The following is an 18,140-nucleotide window of genomic DNA, read 5'->3' on the forward strand; positions in this document are numbered from 1 at the left end:
GGGAAAATGTGCTGGAATTATTGATTAGTTGGCGGGTTAATATGGAAATAAATAACATCCTAGAAACTGAGGATAGAGAGGTGTTTATGACTTTATCTCAAACCTATCAGGAATGGAAGGAAGCAACTAAACGGGAAGGACGACAGGAAGGACGACAGGAAGGAAAACTAGAAGGAAAACTAGAAGGAAAACTAGAATCTATTCCCCGTTTGCTTGCTTTGGGTTTAAGTGTGGAACAAATCGCTCAAGCTTTGGATTTAGACTTAGAACAGGTCCGACAAGCGGTGCGAGAGTAAAGGTGGAGAGTTAAAACGCAAAAATGCCACAATGGATAAAATAGGCATTTTCTGACTAACTGACATCTTCTATGAGTAACCACCTAAGCGGAAGCGAGATTCGCCAGCGATTTTTAGACTTTTTTGCGGCCAGAAACCATAAAATTCTCCCTAGTGCCTCCCTAGTCCCAGAAGACCCCACCGTTTTGCTGACTATTGCGGGAATGCTCCCTTTTAAACCGATTTTCTTGGGACAAAAGACCCCGGAATTTCCCCGCGCTACCACTTCCCAAAAATGTATTCGCACCAACGATATCGAAAATGTCGGCCGGACTGCCAGACATCATACTTTTTTCGAGATGTTGGGCAATTTTAGCTTTGGTGATTATTTTAAAGAACAAGCGATCGCCTGGGCCTGGGAATTGTCCACAGAAGTTTTTAACCTTCCCCCCGAAAGATTAGTCGTTAGTGTCTTTAAAGAGGATGAGGAAGCTTTCGCTATCTGGCGCGATAAAATCGGTATTCCTGCCCATCGTATCCAAAAAATGGGCGAAGCGGATAACTTTTGGGTATCGGGTCCCACGGGTCCCTGTGGTCCCTGTTCGGAAATTTACTACGATTTTCACCCGGAATTAGGGGATAAAACCATCGATTTAGAGGATGATAGCCGTTTTATCGAGTTTTATAACCTCGTCTTCATGCAGTATAACCGCGACGCGGATGGCAATCTGACACCCCTGGCCAATAAAAATATCGATACGGGGATGGGTTTGGAACGGATGGCGCAAATCCTGCAAAAAGTCGCCAATAACTACGAAACTGACCTAATTTTCCCGATTGTCGCTGAAGCGGCCCGGTTAGCAGCCATAGACTACCAGAAAGCGGACGAAAAAACGAAAGTTTCCCTAAAAGTCATCGGCGATCATGTGCGTTCGGTAGTACACATGATAGCGGATGGTATCTCAGCATCGAATACTGACAGAGGTTACGTCCTGCGTCGTCTGATTCGGAGAGTAGTACGACACGGGCGTTTGATCGGTATTGAAGGTCAATTTATCACCAAAGTGGCGGAAGTGGCGATCGCTCTTTCCGAGTCCGTCTATGGCAATGTTCGGGAACGAGAAACGGTGATCAAGGCAGAATTAGAGCGAGAGGAAGCGAGATTTTTAGAAACCCTAGAAAGAGGCGAGAAACTGCTCGAATCGATTCTAGAAAAAGAAAAAAGCCAGATTTCGGGAGTCGATGCCTTTACCCTTTATGATACCTATGGCTTTCCCCTCGAACTCACTCAAGAAATCGCTGAGGAGCAGGGTTTAAGCGTCGATACGGCGGGTTTCGAGCAGGAAATGAAAAAACAGCAGCAAAGATCAAAAGCCGCCCACGAAACCATAGATTTGACGGTACAGGGCAGTTTAGATAAGCTGGCGGAACATATTCACCCGACGGAATTTCTCGGTTATACGGATTTACAAGCAACCGCAACAGTAACGGCGGTTTTAGTCGCTGGTAAAACGGTGGAATCGGCCGCAGCAGGCACTGAGGTGCAGGTAGTTCTCGATAAAACCCCTTTTTACGCGGAATCGGGTGGACAAATCGGTGATAAGGGTTATTTAACTGGCGATAATCTGCTTATCCGCGTTGAGGATGTGCAGAAAGAATCGGGGATTTTTATCCATTTTGGTCGGATTGAGCGGGGAATTGTCACCACCGGCGATACAATTAATGCTCAGATTGATCGCTCCTGTCGTCGTCGCGCTCAAGCTAATCATACCGCCACCCATCTGCTACAATCGGCCCTGAAAAAGCTTGTCGATGGGGGGATTTCCCAAGCAGGTTCCCTCGTCAGTTTTGAGCGCCTCCGTTTTGATTTTAACTGTCCTCGTCCCCTGACTAGCGCTGAATTGCAACAGGTGGAAGAACAGATTAACACTTGGATTGCCGAAGCGCATGAAACCGAGATAGCGGTGATGGGATTGGAAGAAGCGAAGCAAAAGGGAGCTATTGCTATGTTTGGCGAGAAATACGGCTCAGAAGTGCGAGTTATCGATATTCCTAGCGTTTCTATGGAATTATGCGGGGGAACTCACGTTAAAAATACCGCCGAGATCGGTTTATTTAAAATCATCTCCGAGACGGGAATCGCCGCAGGAATTCGTCGCATCGAAGCGGTGGCCGGCCCTGCCGTGTTAGCCTATTTGAATGAACGGGATCAGGTGGTGCGGGATTTGTGCGATCGCTTTAAGGTCAAACCTCTGGAAATTCCCGATCGCATTACGGCCCTACAATCGGAGTTAAAAGGCACACAAAAGCAGTTAGAAGCGGTTAAACAGGAGTTAGCACTAAATAAATCGGATGCTTTGCTATCTCAAGCTGAATCTATCGGCGAATTTAAGCTATTAGTCGCTTCTTTGGGCGATATTGATGCTAATGCTTTGATGGCCGCAGCCGAAAGACTACAGCAAAAATTAGGGGAAGGGGCGGTGATTTTGGCCTCGACTCCCGCAGCTGATAAAGTGAGTTTAGTGGTCGCTTTTAGTCCCCGGGTGATTAAAGATAAGGGTTTACAAGCGGGTAAATTTATCGGTGCGATCGCTAAAATCTGCGCTGGTGGTGGTGGTGGTCGTCCCAATTTAGCTCAAGCTGGGGGACGGGATGCTAGTAAGTTAAGCGAAGCTTTAGCTAAGGCCAAAAGTCAGTTAACTAGCAGTTTACAATAGTGTTAAGGGTGGACATTTTGTCCACCTTTAAAAAATTAGTTATCCTCTCGGTGTGATTGGTAAAAATAATATGGAACTACTGATCAAGAATCTGGGATCAATTAGAAATAATAATCAAGCTATAGATTTAACCAAGAAGTTTTATACTTTTATTGGTTACAATAATAGTGGCAAAACCCTAGTTTCTCAGCTTTTATGGACAATTTTTAATCATGACAATATTAGAAAGTTTTCTGAAAATACCCAAATTGATTCTTTAGTAATTGACTCGGAAAAACCTATTAAAAAAATTACGATCAATCAAGAATTAATCGATGAAATTCTCAATAAATTTACCCAGTTTATTGAAAAAGAAGTTGTTAATACCTATAATCTTGATGCTAGTATTAAAGAAACGATTATTGGTTCCAATAAATTAGTTTTTCAAGCAAATATCAAAGAATTTAAAGAGACGAAATTTAAAACAACTTTTTTGGTTCGTGTTGCAGGAAATAATGATCTGGAGTATTTACAGATTAACAAAGACCAAGGTAGCCTAACAATAAATATAAAAGAGAATAATATCCCTGAGAAAGTATTTGATCAAATACCCAGGACTTTTTTGAGAGAGCTAAACCATACAAGGAATCAGTAATTATTCCGTCAATAATAAGAGTGCTTTTGTCTCCGATACAAGATACTTTTTTTATCCCCGCTAGTCGTAGCTTTTTTCCTGTTTTCTACCAGTACATTTATGAGATAGAGAGAAATAAAAGAAAGGAGAATTTTCTGCAATAAACTCCCTGAGAAACTCATTTTCCAATTGAGCGGCATAGATAATAATATTGCTATCTAATAACATGATTTAATCCCGATTAGGAAGAGAGCGATCGCACCAATTTTGTTGTTGCCACTGTTGGGTATCAACATCAGTAAAAGTATTATTATTAGCAATTTTTTTCAAAGCATTGGCCATTTTTTGACCGTTAGATCGATTTTCACCAATAATATTTTCTTCTAGTAAGGTAATATAAACATTAACAGGATATTCGGAGTTGATTTCAGGGGTTTCATTAAGCCATTGAAGGGTATTATTTTTCAAAATTGCTTTAAAGGTTTTTAGCATAGTTTTCTCCACCCTTAAATGATACAGGATAAATGATTCAGACTAGCCCTAACCCAATTTTAACACAAGACCAACCCAACAAACTCCCCTGAACTCAATCTTTTAAATTAACGTCTTTGGATCATTTCATAATCAAAAGTTCATTACCAGAGTGAAAAAATTAGGCAAAATGGTGATAGTCACTTTACCTGTTTTTAAGGCAGGCTAATTTATCGGCGATGACTGGGTGAAAATTAATCATTATCAATTTATCACAAGCAATCGAGGGTTTTACTCTTGTGTTAATGTACCTTAAAAAAGTAGCTATCACTTTATTTTAGCTTTTGGAAATAAAATTAAGATAAAGTGTACTAGAATAGATAATTTCTTCGTTTGAAAAAACGCATTCAATCATCTATTTTAATAAATGTTCTATTTCTTCATCTGTAAAACCAAATTGTCTAAAAATTCGTAAAACATAAGCAGGGGACATTTCTTTTGCACCTATATCGATAGGAACGATTCGACGTTGATTATACAATACTCTACAATATAAACGATGATCACCTTTTCCTTCTCGATAAAATTGACAGCCTCCTTTTTCAAGAATTTTGATTAGTGCTTTGGGTTTAAGAGAAGGAATATTTTTAGGCATAAACTTTTCTGAGTTCGTAAGTTTCGGGAGTTTCAGAATCTCCCACAGTTAAAAATTCATGAAGTTCGTCTATAGGAATAGGACTGGTATATATATTGGCTTGATCATGATAAATCTCCCAAAAAGATTCAATCGCTTCTTTTAGTTTCTCAATAGCTTTTTCCTGAGTTTCTCCTTGTCCAACTAATCCATTTTCAAGACATAATGAAACCCAATAATCTGCACTTTTTCTCAAAATAACGGTATAAAAGTTCATGGTGATTGTTCCGTTGAAATTTTAATCAGGGATTAGAATTTACTCCAGCTTAATTTTAACACAAGACCAACCCAACAAACTGCCTTGCCTCAATCTTTTAAATTAACGTCTTTGGATCATTTCATCAATAAACAATAAATAAAGTGCATTATACTTTGTTAATGCACCCGATCAGAAAAGCGATCGCTTAGGATAATATATGATTATGTAATTACTAAAACAGACTCGGTAGAATTATCGCTAAATCTCTTAATAGCTTGTTTATGTTTTAAAATAAAACTGATTAGATGATGAGTGGTACAATTTACAATCCTCAACCAGATGAACTTTGGAGGTTGCCCATACAACAAACTCCGTTGATAAAAATCAGCATCTTTCGAGACAATTATAAATCCATTGATACGCGCATATTCCCAAATCCTTTGATCGGGAAACCCTTTTAGGCTACAATCTCTAACATGAGCGCTATCGGGAAAATGTGATACCAGTAACAGAGGTAGTTTAGGTGATAAATTTTCGTCAAATAGCAGTTTCATAGGGAATAACCATTAAACGACGATCCCGCTCGGCGGCAAATGCAAAACAGGCTTGTATATCTTCTAAGGTAAGATCGGGGAAATCATCTAATATTTCTTCAATAGTCATCCCTCCTCCTAGATAATCAAAAATATCTGCTACTGCAATACGAGTATTGACAATGCAAGGTTTGCCACTGCGAATGTCTGGGTTAATCACAATCCGATCTCGATATTTAGCTGCAAAAGACATAGTAATAATTGTTGTTGACTAATGATTATTATAGCTTAATGTTAATTGTACTTTAAGCTTGATAAATCTTAAAACCAAAACCCTCGACTTTTAGGTTTCAAAAATTCTATTATCAATAAGCTGCATTACACTACCTTAATCCACTCTAAAAGAGCGGCGATCGCACTTTTGATGTTAAACTAAGATCAGAAAACTTTTTCTATCATTTATGAAAAAACTTAGAGTTTATCTTGATACATCAGTCATTGGATTCTGTTTAGATGATGAATTTTCCTTAGAGTCCAATCAATTGATGGAAGCCATTAAGCAAGAAAAGTTTATTTTGTTAATGAGTGATATCATTGTTAGCGAATTAATTAATGCCTCCCAAGCGGTTAAAGATATTTTATTATCGATTCCGCAGAGAGTTATTGAAATAGTTAAGATAACACCTGAAGTTTTACAGTTAAGGGATGCTTATATCAATGAAGGAGTTGTTACATCAAAGTCTATTAATGATGCTAATCATGTAGCGGATGCAATCATATCATGGAATTTTAAACATATTGTGCGCCTAGATAAAATGAAAGGCTATAATCAAATTAATTTACTCAATGGCTACGGGATTTTGACTATTATTTCTCCTTTAGAGGTAACAATTGATGAAGCCAACGACAATTTAAAAAAGTTTTGACTGTTTAGCTTTTAAACAAACCAGTCAAGAAAAAATGGCTGAAGACATGAAAAATCTCAGCTATTCAGATCAGATTGAATATCTTCAAAAAAAGATTAATGAAAGTGATTTAAAGTTATGGTGGGAATCTATCAATAACAAGAAATAAGGCGCATTATACTCTGTTAATGCACCCGACAAAATAAGCGTGCTGCTACGCAGTGCCTTCAGTATCACACTCAGTCTCCAAAAATGCTCTCAAATATCTCACGCTTGACTCTAAAGTTAATTTCTCTAAGTCTTTGATAAAAACTCTCCAAATTTTCAATTTCTATCTTTCCTTCTTTGAGAAGTTTACGAATAATCGCTAAAGTTCCTTTAGCATTTAAACCTAAGTGTAGTGCTTCTTTTCTTGCTGCAAAGTCATCAAGGATGATATAATCAGTTTGTAATTCTATTCCTAAAGTAATGGCATCAGATTCACCTTTCCCTAAACGTTCATTTAAACTATTTGCTAGAGAGATTAATTTAATATTTAGGATAATTAATTTCTGTTGATTGATCAGCTTATTAAGAGTCTCTGAAGATTGATCTTGTTTGGCATTAATTTCTTGTTGTACGGTTGCAGGCAAATAAAAATTATCATTAGAATCTAGGGATTTTTCTAAAAATCCTAACTGAGACAAAAAGATTAAAGGGGAAGAATTGAAAACAATTTTCATAGAGATTACCATTTTTTTTCTCTATCTATGTCTTCTGTAGTAAGATAAGAAAAATCGATTCCCATTAATTCTAAAATTTTCAAGAACATTTCTGTATCCATTTCCATGATTTCTGCGGCTTTATGAAGACTGATGATGCGAGAAACTAAAGCACCCACCACAAAAATAAATTGTTCTTTTTGTTCAATATTATCAAATAATTGTATTTCGGCGGCAATTTCTTGAAAAGTGGTCGAAGTATTCATTGTCTTGCTAAGTTTCATCAATTAAGACATATCTAACTTAATTTTAACGCAAAATCAACCCAACAAACTGCCCTTACCTCAATCCCTCGAATTAATGTCTTTGGATCACTTCATCAATAGACAACAAATAAGGCGCATTATAATTTGTTAATGCACCCTAAAAAAATCAGCGTGCTGCTTTGCGAATATCTTCGAGATCGCACTGATGTTGCCTTACTGGGAAAAAATGGTATAATAACAAGGATTGATTGATCTTATTGGCAAGTAATTATGTCATCTTTAGTTATCTCACAACATATTGAAATCACTTCTGGTATCTGTGGCGGAAAACCTCGTATTGCTGGACATCGAATTAAAGTTCAAGATATTGTAATTTGGCATGAAAGAATGGGAATGTCACCAGATGAAATTATTTATCACCATCCTACTATTACCCTAGCAGATGTTTATGCGGCCTTGACCTATTACCATGACAATCGAGAAGAAATTAGACGACAAATTGAAGCAGGAGAAACTTTTGCTAAACAACTACAAGGAAACAAACCATCTTTAATTGAGAAAATATTACAGGGTGAAAATGCCAGTCAAGATTAAATTTCATCTGGATGAAAGTGTTAGTAATGCTATTGCAAACGGCTTGAGAATGCGGGGAGTTGATGTCACAACATCCCCAGAAGAGGGTCTAATTGGTGCATCTGATGAAAGACAACTAGCTTATGCTTTGTCCCAACAACGAGTCATTTTTACTTTTGATGATGATTTTCTTAGTTTGGCCTCTACAGGTATTGAACATTGTGGCATTATTTACACTCGCCAACAACGTCAGCCAATTGGAAAAATTATCAGTGATTTAGTCTTAATTTGGGAATGTTTAGAACCTCAATATATGTATAAAAAGATTGAGTTTTTGTAAAGATTAGACACAATAATAAATAAGGCGCATTATACTCTGTTAATGCACCCGATCAGAAAAGCGATCGCATCTTAGAAATTAATCATAATCTGATACCCATTGCCACAATGAAGAAAGTCCTGAAAATACCAATGGAAAATCGTCCCACGCACTTTGTGCTCTTGTTCTTGAAAAAACCGAAACAATGATTGTAAAAAACAATCGAATCAATATTTCAAGGGGAAAAAGAATGACTAAAAAGATTGTTAATATCACAGCGATAATAAATCTCACTAGCGTAATAATTAAATTAACCATGCTTACTAAATTTTACAGTATTTTATAAATTATATTTGGTGTCAGTACTATTTTATACATCGAATTTTAATGACTTGTGAGATAAGAATGATTAAGACCAGATAAGGATATGTAACTTTAGGGTGCATTTCGTGAACTCAACCCACGAGATAAGTAATTGCGACAGAATAAGCTAAACGGCTTTTACTTCGGATCACCGATATAGACTCCAAAAGAGTTATAGCTATTGGATCATGCAGGTTAAGCGCCGTTTAGCTTACGATCTTAGAGAGCATAATATCAAAAGTAGTTACGACACATATCTCTTACTAAGCTAACTTGTTGATCTTGGGGAAGGTATGTTATTTCTTTGCTCGCTAGTCCCCGTCGGCAGTCAACATAAATCCTGTATGCTCCGTTCATTGTATTCACTACTGCCACACCCTCAGCAACAATTCTATAAGCTTTCTTGATTTTTGTAGGGTTTTTTGAGGCAAATCTGATTAAATACTCAATTCCTTCTGTCAAGAATCTTGGCTGTGAGTACGCACTAGGAACCTGTACTCCAAAATCAACTACAAATAAAGAGAGAACGAGAATAGAAAAGATTGTTTTTACGTTTGTTTTCATGATTAATACCCACAATTACGAATGTTCAAAAATAACTCCTTGTAAGGATACCAACTGGCACTTTTACCTACCCCCCCCGAATACTTGATACCAACTTGACTTAAAATCTGAACCACTTTACTCGCGTCATAACTGGGTACTTCTATCTGATCCCCTGAAATTGAGGCATTTGAACCCAATGAACCATGGATTTTGCGTAAATTCAAAAAGAAGGACAACAGTACAGGTAATTAAAATGCCAAGAGCAACATAAGTAAGAAATTTCATGATTTCTATGAAAGGTTATTTGCGACGTTTATTCATTTCTCTATTAATCTCCTTTTCATATGAGTGTACTATCTGTGCCACCTTATGAGCATTTTCATAAGAATAGTCAAATTTTTCATGGAGCAAGTCTTCAATAGCATCAGGTAAATACTCAAAATCTATATCTAACATGAGAGCTAATTTTGCAAATTTTCCTGCCATTTTTTTGATGTCACCATCAGACATGGCTTGCAATCCGTCTCCCACAAGTTTAAGTCTGTCCGTAGTCCAAAGAACATATCCAACAGCGAGTGACGAAGTTGTTGCAATTGTCGTAACGGTAGTAGCGGTAGTAGCTAACCCATTAACCGCAACACTATTCGCAATCATAGCACCTCCTTTTGCTGCCATTGCACTTGTACCATGTGCTGCTAACCAGTGTGCAATAGCTATAGCTCCTTTGACCATTAAAACTGATTCTACGATCGGCATAACAATTTACCTCTTTTGTGAATTATTTAAAATTCGGGATAATGCTTCACCAGAGAACTTATTTTTGAGGTTTCTAGTGATAATCTTGGCAAAAATTATTTCACAAACTACACTGACGATGAGTCCAGCAATTATTTGGAATACCAAAGGTAGCCAAGAAAACAAGACAAGAGCGATGACAATCTCAAGAGTTAATCTAAAAGCTTGGGATGTCTCTAAATTGTGTAACAACCAATTTGGTTTCATATTTTCAAATCTACCCCCCCGAATACTTGATACCAACTTGACTTAAAATCTGAACCACTTTACTCGCGTCATAACTGGGGACTTCTATCTGATCCCCTGAAATTGAGGCATTTGAACCCAATGAACCGACGATTTTTGCCTTTGCTTCTGATTTTTTAGAATCGAGCGCATATTTGTCTAAAACGAACTTCGTCATAAAATACCTACGTTAAACTGAGACATAAGCAATAATACTTAGAACTAGCGTCGCTGAGTTAGATGTGGTTAGTTTTAGGTCTGTTTTGCTTAAGTACATTTCATTATGCCAAACGCTTCCAAAAACTGACAACCCCTAAACATCGGATTTTATCGGGAGTTTTGTCGGGTAAATTTTTCTGAAAATTGGAAAAAGTGGGATTTAGTTGGGCTATAATACTCAAAAGTCTTTTGCTGTGTCGATTGTATGAATATCACGGAAGTCTTACAACTGATTGATGAACGCCTTATTGAGCGAGATAAAAAGCCGCTAAATACTATCCAGAAGGCTATTTTTGAAGGGAGTTGGCAAGGACAGAGTTATCAAGAAATAGGTAACGAATATCACCGCAGTGAGACTCATATTAGAGAGGAAGGTGCTAAATTATGGAAGCTTTTATCGGATGCTTTTGGGGAAGAAATAAGAAAATCTAATTTTCGTTCTACCATAGAAAGAATGAAGATTAAATCATCACAAATTGTTGAAATAAATCAAAATTTTAATTTTTGCTCTCAGATTTTTAATCAACTCAATAAAGATGACAAAAATAGAGAGATAAACTCTCAATATTCTCAGACATATCATGATCTAACCCTTGCTCCTCAAATTATTGACTTTTACGATCGAGAAAATGAACTGGCAACAATCTCGAACTGGGTGTTTAAGCAAAATACTCGCTTAATTGCTGTTTTGGGATTATGGGGAATAGGAAAAACCACCCTAGTTAAAAGATTTATTGATCTCAATTTAGAACAATTTGAAGTGGTGATTTGGAAAAGTTTAAAATTTCCTAAGTCTTTAGATTTATGGCTAAATGATTTATTGAATACTTGCCAAAAAGAACCGAAAGAAAGCACCGATAATAAAATCCAGCAATTGTTAGAAGTTCTAAGCAATCATAAATGTTTAATCGTCTTAGATGATTTTCAAAATCTTTTTGCTGTTGGTCAAATGGCGGGTAATTATCAACCTGAATATAGTAGTTATCAACATTTTTTAAAACTGATCGCAGAAATCCAACACCAGAGCCATTTTATTCTCATTAGTCAAGAAAAATCGGCGGAAATGAACTATCTTAATCAAGAAAATTCTCCTATTCAATGCTTAGAATTATCAGGATTTGAAGCGATTGATTTTCTTGAAAATAAAGGTTTACAAGATGAAGAAAGATGGTTAGAATTAATTCAATTATACGAAGGTAATCCTTTTTATTTAACTGATATTGCCGTTTTGATTAAAGATGTTTTTGATGGCAAGGTTAACGATTTCTTGGCAGAAAATAGCTTAGTTATTACTAAAAAAATGCAGTCTCATTTAAAACAAATTTTTGGTCGCTGTTCTCCCCTTGCTCAACAAATCGCCTTAGAATTAAGTAAAGTTGATCAACCTTTATCTAGAGAGGAGTTAAAAAATAACCTAGATTTATCTGCTAGTGATTTAATCAATGGTTTACAATCCTTGCAACAACGTTATTTAATTCAAAGGGAGCAAAACCGATTTCAATTATCATCTATTTTTAAAGCGTATATCAAAAGCGATTGATTGTAATATTTCTTAGAGGAGATCGAGTCTGAAAAAGAACCCTTCCAACCTCTTAAACTGATTGGTAACAATTAGAGGCAATCAGCGATATTGATAGCGATCTGTGAGATTATTCTTGAGATAATAAATGGCTGGTTATAATTAAATTAAAAATGAATTTTAGGTTCGATCCCCCCTGCCCCCCTTGATAAGGGGGGTTTGATCCCCCCTGCCCCCCTTGATAAGGGGGGTTTGATCCCCCCTGCCCCCCTTGATAAGGGGGGTGCCGGTAGGCGGGGGGATCTCCCTTGATAAGGGGGGCATCTGATAATTTTTAACGCCTACCTACTTATAAAGTCGATGTCTGATAACTGATAATTGATCGCTGAATTTAACTTCTTAAAGAAACTTGGAACTGTTTAACTAAAGCTTCTCGCACTTTTGTCATTAAGGGTTCCACATCTTCATCGGTTAAAGTTCGATCGCTGGCACGATAGACTAAACTAAAGGCCAAACTACAATGATTTTCTGGCACATTCTGCCCCTGATAGCGATCGAATAATTCGACTTTTTCTAAAAGAGTTCCCCCAGCATTTTTGATAGTTTTTGTCAATCTATCTACGGGTATATCTGTAGAAACAAAGAAGGCGATATCTCGTGCCGCCCCCGGATAGGTAGAATAGACCTGTAAACGCGGGGTAATTTTGGCACTATCGCTAAGAGTTGCTAACAGGATCGGGAACTGGATTTCAAAGGCATAAACTGCCTCAATTAATCCCTTTTGCTGACGCAATTGCGGGTGTAGTTGACCAAAAATTCCTAGTCGTTGTTTACCAATCCATAAAGATGCTGTTCGTCCGGGATGAAAACGCGCATCTTCGGCATCTTTTTCGTAGCTTACTGTCAGCGAAAGGCGATCAAATACTGCTTCTAAAATGCCTTTTGCTTCATACCAAGTCATGGCCACCTCTTTACCCGATCGCAGCCAACGTCCGGCCGGGAAGAAATCACCGCCGAAAATACCAGCAATTGCATCGTATTCGTTGATATTATCCGATTCTGAGCGGAAAACTCGCCCGATCTCGAAGCCATTTAAGGAACCGTTACCCTGAGACTGATTATACTCAAACGCTTCGATTAAACCGTCGAGGAGATTAGTCCGCAAAGCAGAATACTCGACAAAAAGGGGATTAGCGAGGACAACTTCCGCTAATTCCGGTTTAACTAGGGAATACTGGACTAATTCCGTCAAACCGACTGCTCGAAAAGCTTCCCGTACCCGACGCTGTATAGTTTCCTCAAAGGACAATCCTCCGGCTGCGGTTTTTGCCGGCAAAGTATCGACAAAGCGATCATATCCGTACAGTCGCGCTACTTCTTCAATTAAGTCAATTTCCCGTTCTAAATCCCGATAACGGTAGTCTGGCACTGTCACAGTCCACAGAACAGGATTTTTCGAGGTTAACTGCAATTCACAGCCCAAATTACCTAAAATCCGCTCCACATCTTCGGCGAGAATTTCACCGATCGCACCATTATCTAGGGTAACTTGACCCAGTAGCTGCTGCAAACGTTCTAAACGCAATTCGATCGAACGACTGGACTGATCGGCACGATAATCAGCTTTAACCTGACTGCTGACAGTTCCCCCAGCTAACTCTAGAATTAAATCGATCGCCCTTTGACAAGCATATTCCAAAGCGGCGGGATTAACACCGCGTTCATAGCGTCCGGAAGACTCGCTGCGTAAACCCTGCGCTTTTGAGGAACGACGGATAGCGATCGGATCGAATAAAGCCGACTCTAGCACAAGATTAACGGTTTCCTCGTTAACTTCCGTATCTTGACCTCCCATCACCCCCGCTAAAGCTACCGGCTTATTATTGGCAGTAATTAATAAATTAAGCTCTTTTAAGCTTCTTTCCTGACCATCAAGGCTAATAATTTTTTCCCCTTCCTCGGCAAAACGGACCCCAATAGTAACGGATTTACCTCCGGCAAAACTCTGTAAACGATCGCGATCGAAAGCGTGTAAGGGTTGTCCCCACTCCAAGAGGACATAATTAGTAATATCGACCAGATTATTGATCGATCGCAATCCGGCAGCCTGTAAACGCTGTTGCAACCATAGCGGAGATGGGCCAATTTTTACCCCCTCGATCACCGTACCAATATAGGCAGGACAGGCTTTATTTTCTGATATTTCCAGCGTTAAATCTTTTTTAGGGGAAAATTCTCCTAATTTGACTTTTGGTAGGCTTAATTCTCCTCCTGTCAAAGCCGCTACTTCTCGCGCAACTCCGATCATACTCAAAGCATCGGCACGGTTAGCGGTGGGAGAAATATCTAAAATCACCTCATCGAGTCCCAAAAGGGGACGAACATCTGTACCTAAAGGGAGATTTTCCTGGCTAAAAATGTGGATTCCTTCAGAATCTTTAGTTAATCCTAATTCTGCGAGGGAACAGATCATCCCTTCCGATTTTACCCCGCGCAATTTAGCCGGTTTAATCGTTAAATTGATTTTTGGTAAATGAGTTCCCAAAGTAGCCACGGGAACTAGAATATCAGCCCTAGCATTGGGCGCACCACAGACAATTGTACTAAGATTTTCCTGACCGATATCCACCTGACAGACACTTAGTTTATCTGCATTGGGATGGGGTTGGCGATCGATAATTTTACCAATAACCACACCCTTTGCCCATTCTCGGCGATCCTCGATCTCTTCCACTTCTATTCCCGCAATTGTCAATAATTCGGCTAATTCTTGGGAAGATTGGACAATTTTGACTAATTCTCGTAACCAGTTGATCGAAATCCGCATCGTTAATTCTTGCTTGCCGTTGGTTCTTAACTATTGTAAACCGTGGGTAGTCAATGATTTAGAGATTAGGGCCGATCGGCTGTTAAAATGTTAGGGGGAGGATGGAACGACTGTGTAAATAACCGATCATTTTCCTTGGCCAGGGGTGATATTATCTTTGAACAGATTACCGATAATTTGGGGAGATAATCAGTAGTTAGCTATCTATATCAAAAAGGATTATTTATGCCACCCGATCAAATAGAAAACCTACTCAACGGAATTTTGAAACAATACCAAAGTTCTTTTAGTGACAAAATCTATGGAGAAGAAAATGATGATTATGATCCGCTTATGAGGGTATTTGGAATTACTCCTAGTTTAAAAAGGGAAAATCGTCAGTATTGGGGCAGGGAACTAGGAATGTGTTGGCAACGTCTGGTGACAGAAGTTTTTAAGGCTAATTGTTTAGATTATCAACCGGCTTTAAAGATTGCAGATGATGAACCCTGTGACTGCATTTTAGGTAGAGATGCCATTGATACTAAATATAGAATTGGTTCAGGAGATTCTGGCACACTTAAAAAGTTTAAACAGTATGGAAAACTATTACAGGAAAGAGGACTTAGACCTATTTTACTGATTGTGCGAGAGGATAACTTACCAGCAGCGATTAAAGCTTGTAATCTGGGTGGCTGGATCGTTTTGCAGAGCCAACAAAGTTTTGATTATATACTTGATCGCAGTGGGTTCGATTTGCTGAAAGCTTTTGATAAATTTTCTGAAACACAGGAGTTTTATATTGCCCGATGAATATCTCAAAAAGATGGCAACTTCTGCACGGTGATTGTAGAGAACTTCTCACTTTACTAGAAGAATCTAGTATATCTTGTGTGATCACAGATCCACCCTATAATTATGAGTTCATTGGCAGAAATTGGGATCATGATGAAATCCAAAGACGCAGAGAACGCATTCAAAACAGTTCCACACTGGTAAAAAATATTCCCTATGGAAGTGGGTTAGCTGGTGGGGTTCGCAATGAGCGTTGGTATCAACGCAATCGCGAAAATGTGGTCAATTATATTGAATGGGCAACAGATTGGTCAAAGGAACTAATGCGTGTTTGTAAAAGGGGGGCTGTTGTCGCTGTTTTTAGTAGCACAAGAACACTAGCTCATATTCAGATTGCTCTTGAAAATGCCGGTTTTTATGCTAGAGATGTGCTGGTTTATAGACGACATTCAGGCATTCCCAAAGGATTAAATATTGAGAAAAAACTTGACAAAATTGGTGATACTAATGCCAAACAATGGCAAGGTTGGCATACTTGCCTGAGAAATGAATGGGAAGCTATAGTTATTGTGCAGAAGCCTCTAAAAAACAATTATATTGAAACTATACAAATGACTGGATTAGGTCCCTTCAAAGCTATACTAAGTGACGGCTCTTTTCAATCCAATATTTTAGAGGGCTTTTCTAAAGGACGGGATGAAAATTTTGATGAGCATTGTACGATTAAACCTTTATCATTGATTAGAAAACTGCTCGAGTTATTTCTACCACAGGATAACAGTCATATAGTTCTAGATCCTTTTGCTGGAACGGGTACAACTTTAATTGCCGCTCTAGAATTAGGTTATCAGACTATTGGTATTGAAATTGAAGATCAGTATATTAATATCATTCAACAACGTTTGGGGGAATATTTTGGCAAGATCGGCCAGGAATTTGAGGTATTTGATTAGTCAATCAAAAAGTTAACAATAACAACCGCTACGGTAGAAAATCGGCTCGACAATAAATCCCTCGGAGAATTAAGGATAGTTAGTCAAGCTGAGGACATAATTAGTAATATCGACCAGATTATTGAGCGATCGCAATCTGGCAGCCTGTAAACGCTGTTGCAACCATAGCGGAGATGGGCGAATTTTTACCCCCTCGATCACCGTACCAATATAAGCAGGACAAGCTTTATTTTCTGATATTTCCAGAGATAAATCTTTTTTAGGGGAAAATTCCCGTAATTTCACTTTTGGTAGGCTTAATCCTCCCCCCAGTTGATCGAAATCCCCATCGTTAATTCTTGCTTGCCGTTGGTTCTTAACTATTGTAAACCGTGGGTAGTCAATGATTTAGAAATTAGGGACGATCGGCTGTTAAAATATTAAGGGGAGGATAGAAGAACTGTGTAAATAACCGACCATTTTCCTTGGCCAGGGCTATTTATCTAATCTTAGTTAAGTTATCGTTACAGTTTTGTCTCTAGATAATTATACTATCTATTCATCTTTCTAAAATCGTCAGATTTTCGCTTTCTTGTCAATAGCTATCTATATGAAAGTTCAGTCAGTTAACTTAAAATATTTTAAGAGATTTCGTAATTCTGGAGAACTATTTGATTTTACAGATGCCGAAACAGGTTTAGCACGAGACCTAATTGTTTTAATAGGGATGAATGGCTCTGGTAAGACCAGTATTTTACAAGCAATTGCCGCAACTTTAGGAGAAGCTACTGGACGATTAAAAAATCTTTCTGATCTAGATTGGCCTGGCTTTAGTTATGAACTTTTAGGAAGAAGTTGGGGTCAATTTTCGCCAGAAGTCACTCTCAAAGTCCAATTTTCCTCTCCAGAAATTCAAGCAGTTAAAGACTTCTATAGTCAACTTCAAGAACTAGGGAGAGAATTAACACCTCCCAGCGATAAAGATATTGTAACTCTTAAATGGCGAAATAATCGGGTGCAAGCAGCAAGTGCCTCAGAATTATTTCAATTCAAGGGTAGGGAATACGCCAAACAACTGTCCCGAACGTTGGGTTTTAGAGTTTTTGAAAAAGTGGGGACTATTCTTTGGTACACAGAACAAAGAACATCTAGCAGTTTAACACCAGAAAATACCGATAAAATTGAATTTACCGATGATATGTTACGAGATCAGTTAGCAACACGATGGCAGTTTCATCAAAAAAATATCAGTGGTCAAATCCCACAAATGCGCTCCGGTCAGAAAGATTTATATGCAGAACTTGAACGCAATTACAAAGCTATTTTTATCGAGCGTAGTTTTGAAGGTTCTGTCCCAAGAGAGGGTGTAGATGACTTTTTCAGCAAACCTTGGTTTTATCTCTACGATGGCAAAAATCAATATGAAATTTCTGAGATGTCTGGAGGTGAACGTTCTATTTTCCCCATCCTATTAGACTTTGCTAATTGGAATATCCATAATTCTGTTATTTTAATCGATGAAATCGAGTTACACTTGCACCCACCAATGCAGCAGGCATTATTAAGAGCCTTACCCAAGTTAGGTAAAAATAATCAGTTCATCATTACAACTCACTCCGATTATGTAGAACAGCTAGTACCTGAAGATTGTATTATTCGCCTAGAGGTGTAATT

The 18,140-nt window shown here is 38.2% G+C and carries 22 protein-coding genes and 2 pseudogenes; 10 read left to right on the plus strand and 14 right to left on the minus strand.

Features of this window, described 5'->3' with window-relative positions:
• The 3 genes and pseudogenes from ACOCD9_RS00440 to ACOCD9_RS00450 form a co-directional block, all read left to right on the plus strand.
• On the plus strand, nt 1-296 hold a 296-nt coding region (locus ACOCD9_RS00440), incomplete at its 5' end, for an Rpn family recombination-promoting nuclease/putative transposase (protein ID WP_419546127.1).
• 71 nt (nt 297-367) lie between these two features.
• Entirely contained in the window at nt 368-2,992 is a 2,625-nt protein-coding gene (gene alaS, locus ACOCD9_RS00445; protein ID WP_419546128.1) for an alanine--tRNA ligase, read from the plus strand.
• Between the two features lie 70 nt (nt 2,993-3,062).
• Nucleotides 3,063-3,754: pseudogene (locus ACOCD9_RS00450) on the plus strand (AAA family ATPase); the annotation flags it as partial.
• On the opposite strand, the gene ACOCD9_RS00455 reads toward ACOCD9_RS00450, so the two are convergent.
• From ACOCD9_RS00455 to ACOCD9_RS00480, 6 genes are all read right to left on the minus strand, one after another.
• Nucleotides 3,687-3,833: a hypothetical protein gene (locus ACOCD9_RS00455; RefSeq protein WP_002747325.1), complete on the minus strand. Its 147-nt coding sequence runs from the start codon at nt 3,831-3,833 to the stop codon at nt 3,687-3,689. The pseudogene ACOCD9_RS00450 and the gene ACOCD9_RS00455 overlap by 68 nt on opposite strands.
• A 3-nt stretch (nt 3,834-3,836) precedes the next feature.
• The gene (locus ACOCD9_RS00460; RefSeq protein WP_287704329.1) at nt 3,837-4,097 is read right to left on the minus strand and encodes a hypothetical protein; all 261 of its coding nucleotides are present in this window, start codon (nt 4,095-4,097) and stop codon (nt 3,837-3,839) included.
• Between the two features lie 394 nt (nt 4,098-4,491).
• A complete protein-coding gene (locus ACOCD9_RS00465) occupies nt 4,492-4,731 on the minus strand; it encodes a type II toxin-antitoxin system HicA family toxin (RefSeq protein WP_002798208.1) in 240 nt (79 codons plus the stop codon).
• On the minus strand, nt 4,724-4,987 hold the full coding sequence (locus ACOCD9_RS00470; RefSeq protein WP_002737641.1) for a type II toxin-antitoxin system HicB family antitoxin: 264 nt from the start codon (nt 4,985-4,987) through the stop codon (nt 4,724-4,726). Before ACOCD9_RS00470 ends, ACOCD9_RS00465 begins: the two co-directional genes overlap by 8 nt.
• Before the next feature lie 203 nt (nt 4,988-5,190).
• Nucleotides 5,191-5,523 carry a DUF5615 family PIN-like protein gene (locus tag ACOCD9_RS00475; RefSeq protein ID WP_149978814.1) on the minus strand — a complete coding sequence of 111 codons (333 nt, stop codon included), beginning with the start codon at nt 5,521-5,523 and terminating at the stop codon, nt 5,191-5,193.
• Nucleotides 5,507-5,755 carry a DUF433 domain-containing protein gene (locus tag ACOCD9_RS00480; RefSeq protein WP_002735373.1) on the minus strand — a complete coding sequence of 83 codons (249 nt, stop codon included), beginning with the start codon at nt 5,753-5,755 and terminating at the stop codon, nt 5,507-5,509. Before ACOCD9_RS00480 ends, ACOCD9_RS00475 begins: the two co-directional genes overlap by 17 nt.
• 208 nt (nt 5,756-5,963) lie before the next feature.
• Here ACOCD9_RS00480 and ACOCD9_RS00485 point away from each other — a divergent pair, with 208 nt between their 5' ends.
• Nucleotides 5,964-6,428, plus strand: a complete 465-nt coding sequence (locus ACOCD9_RS00485; protein WP_419546129.1) for a hypothetical protein — start codon at nt 5,964-5,966, stop codon at nt 6,426-6,428.
• A gap of 218 nt (nt 6,429-6,646) precedes the next feature.
• On the opposite strand, the gene ACOCD9_RS00490 is transcribed toward ACOCD9_RS00485, so the two are convergent.
• Complete coding sequence (locus ACOCD9_RS00490) at nt 6,647-7,129, minus strand: DUF3368 domain-containing protein (RefSeq protein WP_288138598.1); 483 nt, start codon at nt 7,127-7,129, stop codon at nt 6,647-6,649.
• A 5-nt stretch (nt 7,130-7,134) separates the two neighbouring features.
• Nucleotides 7,135-7,374, minus strand: a complete 240-nt coding sequence (locus ACOCD9_RS00495) for a UPF0175 family protein (RefSeq protein ID WP_002736878.1) — start codon at nt 7,372-7,374, stop codon at nt 7,135-7,137.
• Nucleotides 7,375-7,644: 270 nt separating this feature from the next.
• Here ACOCD9_RS00495 and ACOCD9_RS00500 point away from each other — a divergent pair, with 270 nt between their 5' ends.
• On the plus strand, nt 7,645-7,968 hold the full coding sequence (locus ACOCD9_RS00500) for a DUF433 domain-containing protein (RefSeq protein ID WP_002790887.1): 324 nt from the start codon (nt 7,645-7,647) through the stop codon (nt 7,966-7,968).
• Nucleotides 7,952-8,287 (plus strand): DUF5615 family PIN-like protein, encoded by a 336-nt coding sequence (locus ACOCD9_RS00505; protein ID WP_002790889.1) that lies wholly within the window; start codon nt 7,952-7,954, stop codon nt 8,285-8,287. The genes ACOCD9_RS00500 and ACOCD9_RS00505 overlap by 17 nt, the downstream gene beginning before the upstream one ends.
• Before the next feature lie 576 nt (nt 8,288-8,863).
• Here the strand turns inward: ACOCD9_RS00505 and ACOCD9_RS00510 are convergent.
• The 4 genes from ACOCD9_RS00510 to ACOCD9_RS00525 form a co-directional block, all read right to left on the minus strand.
• On the minus strand, nt 8,864-9,193 hold the full coding sequence (locus tag ACOCD9_RS00510; RefSeq protein ID WP_419546130.1) for a hypothetical protein: 330 nt from the start codon (nt 9,191-9,193) through the stop codon (nt 8,864-8,866).
• A gap of 282 nt (nt 9,194-9,475) precedes the next feature.
• A complete protein-coding gene (locus tag ACOCD9_RS00515; protein WP_419546131.1) occupies nt 9,476-9,931 on the minus strand; it encodes a hypothetical protein in 456 nt (151 codons plus the stop codon).
• A gap of 6 nt (nt 9,932-9,937) precedes the next feature.
• On the minus strand, nt 9,938-10,177 hold the full coding sequence (locus ACOCD9_RS00520) for a hypothetical protein (RefSeq protein ID WP_036402430.1): 240 nt from the start codon (nt 10,175-10,177) through the stop codon (nt 9,938-9,940).
• Nucleotides 10,178-10,187: 10 nt separating this feature from the next.
• The gene (locus ACOCD9_RS00525) at nt 10,188-10,373 is read right to left on the minus strand and encodes a hypothetical protein (protein WP_002754073.1); all 186 of its coding nucleotides are present in this window, start codon (nt 10,371-10,373) and stop codon (nt 10,188-10,190) included.
• Between the two features lie 246 nt (nt 10,374-10,619).
• Between ACOCD9_RS00525 and ACOCD9_RS00530 the strand changes: the two genes are divergently transcribed.
• Entirely contained in the window at nt 10,620-11,954 is a 1,335-nt protein-coding gene (locus tag ACOCD9_RS00530; RefSeq protein WP_419546132.1) for an ATP-binding protein, read from the plus strand.
• Between the two features lie 370 nt (nt 11,955-12,324).
• Here ACOCD9_RS00530 and pheT read toward each other — a convergent pair whose 3' ends face one another.
• Nucleotides 12,325-14,760, minus strand: a complete 2,436-nt coding sequence (gene pheT / locus ACOCD9_RS00535) for a phenylalanine--tRNA ligase subunit beta (RefSeq protein WP_419546133.1) — start codon at nt 14,758-14,760, stop codon at nt 12,325-12,327.
• A 225-nt stretch (nt 14,761-14,985) separates the two neighbouring features.
• Here pheT and ACOCD9_RS00540 point away from each other — a divergent pair, with 225 nt between their 5' ends.
• Both ACOCD9_RS00540 and ACOCD9_RS00545 read left to right on the plus strand, forming a co-directional pair.
• A complete protein-coding gene (locus tag ACOCD9_RS00540) occupies nt 14,986-15,552 on the plus strand; it encodes a restriction endonuclease (protein ID WP_419546134.1) in 567 nt (188 codons plus the stop codon).
• Nucleotides 15,549-16,487: a DNA-methyltransferase gene (locus tag ACOCD9_RS00545; protein WP_159294869.1), complete on the plus strand. Its 939-nt coding sequence runs from the start codon at nt 15,549-15,551 to the stop codon at nt 16,485-16,487. Before ACOCD9_RS00540 ends, ACOCD9_RS00545 begins: the two co-directional genes overlap by 4 nt.
• A gap of 69 nt (nt 16,488-16,556) precedes the next feature.
• Here ACOCD9_RS00545 and ACOCD9_RS00550 read toward each other — a convergent pair.
• A pseudogene (locus ACOCD9_RS00550) lies at nt 16,557-16,796 on the minus strand (phenylalanine--tRNA ligase beta subunit-related protein); the annotation flags it as partial.
• Between the two features lie 280 nt (nt 16,797-17,076).
• Here ACOCD9_RS00550 and ACOCD9_RS00555 point away from each other — a divergent pair.
• Nucleotides 17,077-18,138, plus strand: coding sequence for an AAA family ATPase (locus ACOCD9_RS00555; RefSeq protein ID WP_419546135.1), 1,062 nt, complete (start codon nt 17,077-17,079; stop codon nt 18,136-18,138).
• The last annotated feature ends 2 nt before the right edge of the window (nt 18,139-18,140 follow it).

This window comes from Microcystis sp. (genome assembly GCF_048564745.1).
GTDB classification, from domain to species: domain Bacteria; phylum Cyanobacteriota; class Cyanobacteriia; order Cyanobacteriales; family Microcystaceae; genus Microcystis; species Microcystis ichthyoblabe_A.

Excerpts from the sequence above, each read along its gene's own strand:
- pheT (WP_419546133.1), bottom strand. The coding sequence starts at position 14,760 with ATGCGGATTTCGATCAACTGGTTACGAGAATTAGTCAAAATTGTCCAA.
- ACOCD9_RS00530 (WP_419546132.1), top strand. The coding sequence starts at position 10,620 with ATGAATATCACGGAAGTCTTACAACTGATTGATGAACGCCTTATTGAG.
- ACOCD9_RS00545 (WP_159294869.1), top strand. The coding sequence starts at position 15,549 with ATGAATATCTCAAAAAGATGGCAACTTCTGCACGGTGATTGTAGAGAA.
- ACOCD9_RS00495 (WP_002736878.1), bottom strand. The coding sequence starts at position 7,374 with ATGAATACTTCGACCACTTTTCAAGAAATTGCCGCCGAAATACAATTA.
- ACOCD9_RS00520 (WP_036402430.1), bottom strand. The coding sequence starts at position 10,177 with ATGAAACCAAATTGGTTGTTACACAATTTAGAGACATCCCAAGCTTTT.
- ACOCD9_RS00490 (WP_288138598.1), bottom strand. The coding sequence starts at position 7,129 with ATGAAAATTGTTTTCAATTCTTCCCCTTTAATCTTTTTGTCTCAGTTA.
- alaS (WP_419546128.1), top strand. The coding sequence starts at position 368 with ATGAGTAACCACCTAAGCGGAAGCGAGATTCGCCAGCGATTTTTAGAC.
- ACOCD9_RS00515 (WP_419546131.1), bottom strand. The coding sequence starts at position 9,931 with ATGCCGATCGTAGAATCAGTTTTAATGGTCAAAGGAGCTATAGCTATT.
- ACOCD9_RS00500 (WP_002790887.1), top strand. The coding sequence starts at position 7,645 with ATGTCATCTTTAGTTATCTCACAACATATTGAAATCACTTCTGGTATC.
- ACOCD9_RS00460 (WP_287704329.1), bottom strand. The coding sequence starts at position 4,097 with ATGCTAAAAACCTTTAAAGCAATTTTGAAAAATAATACCCTTCAATGG.
- ACOCD9_RS00485 (WP_419546129.1), top strand. The coding sequence starts at position 5,964 with ATGAAAAAACTTAGAGTTTATCTTGATACATCAGTCATTGGATTCTGT.
- ACOCD9_RS00525 (WP_002754073.1), bottom strand. The coding sequence starts at position 10,373 with ATGACGAAGTTCGTTTTAGACAAATATGCGCTCGATTCTAAAAAATCA.
- ACOCD9_RS00455 (WP_002747325.1), bottom strand. The coding sequence starts at position 3,833 with ATGTTATTAGATAGCAATATTATTATCTATGCCGCTCAATTGGAAAAT.
- ACOCD9_RS00480 (WP_002735373.1), bottom strand. The coding sequence starts at position 5,755 with ATGTCTTTTGCAGCTAAATATCGAGATCGGATTGTGATTAACCCAGAC.
- ACOCD9_RS00540 (WP_419546134.1), top strand. The coding sequence starts at position 14,986 with ATGCCACCCGATCAAATAGAAAACCTACTCAACGGAATTTTGAAACAA.
- ACOCD9_RS00510 (WP_419546130.1), bottom strand. The coding sequence starts at position 9,193 with ATGAAAACAAACGTAAAAACAATCTTTTCTATTCTCGTTCTCTCTTTA.
- ACOCD9_RS00555 (WP_419546135.1), top strand. The coding sequence starts at position 17,077 with ATGAAAGTTCAGTCAGTTAACTTAAAATATTTTAAGAGATTTCGTAAT.
- ACOCD9_RS00475 (WP_149978814.1), bottom strand. The coding sequence starts at position 5,523 with ATGAAACTGCTATTTGACGAAAATTTATCACCTAAACTACCTCTGTTA.
- ACOCD9_RS00470 (WP_002737641.1), bottom strand. The coding sequence starts at position 4,987 with ATGAACTTTTATACCGTTATTTTGAGAAAAAGTGCAGATTATTGGGTT.
- ACOCD9_RS00505 (WP_002790889.1), top strand. The coding sequence starts at position 7,952 with ATGCCAGTCAAGATTAAATTTCATCTGGATGAAAGTGTTAGTAATGCT.
- ACOCD9_RS00465 (WP_002798208.1), bottom strand. The coding sequence starts at position 4,731 with ATGCCTAAAAATATTCCTTCTCTTAAACCCAAAGCACTAATCAAAATT.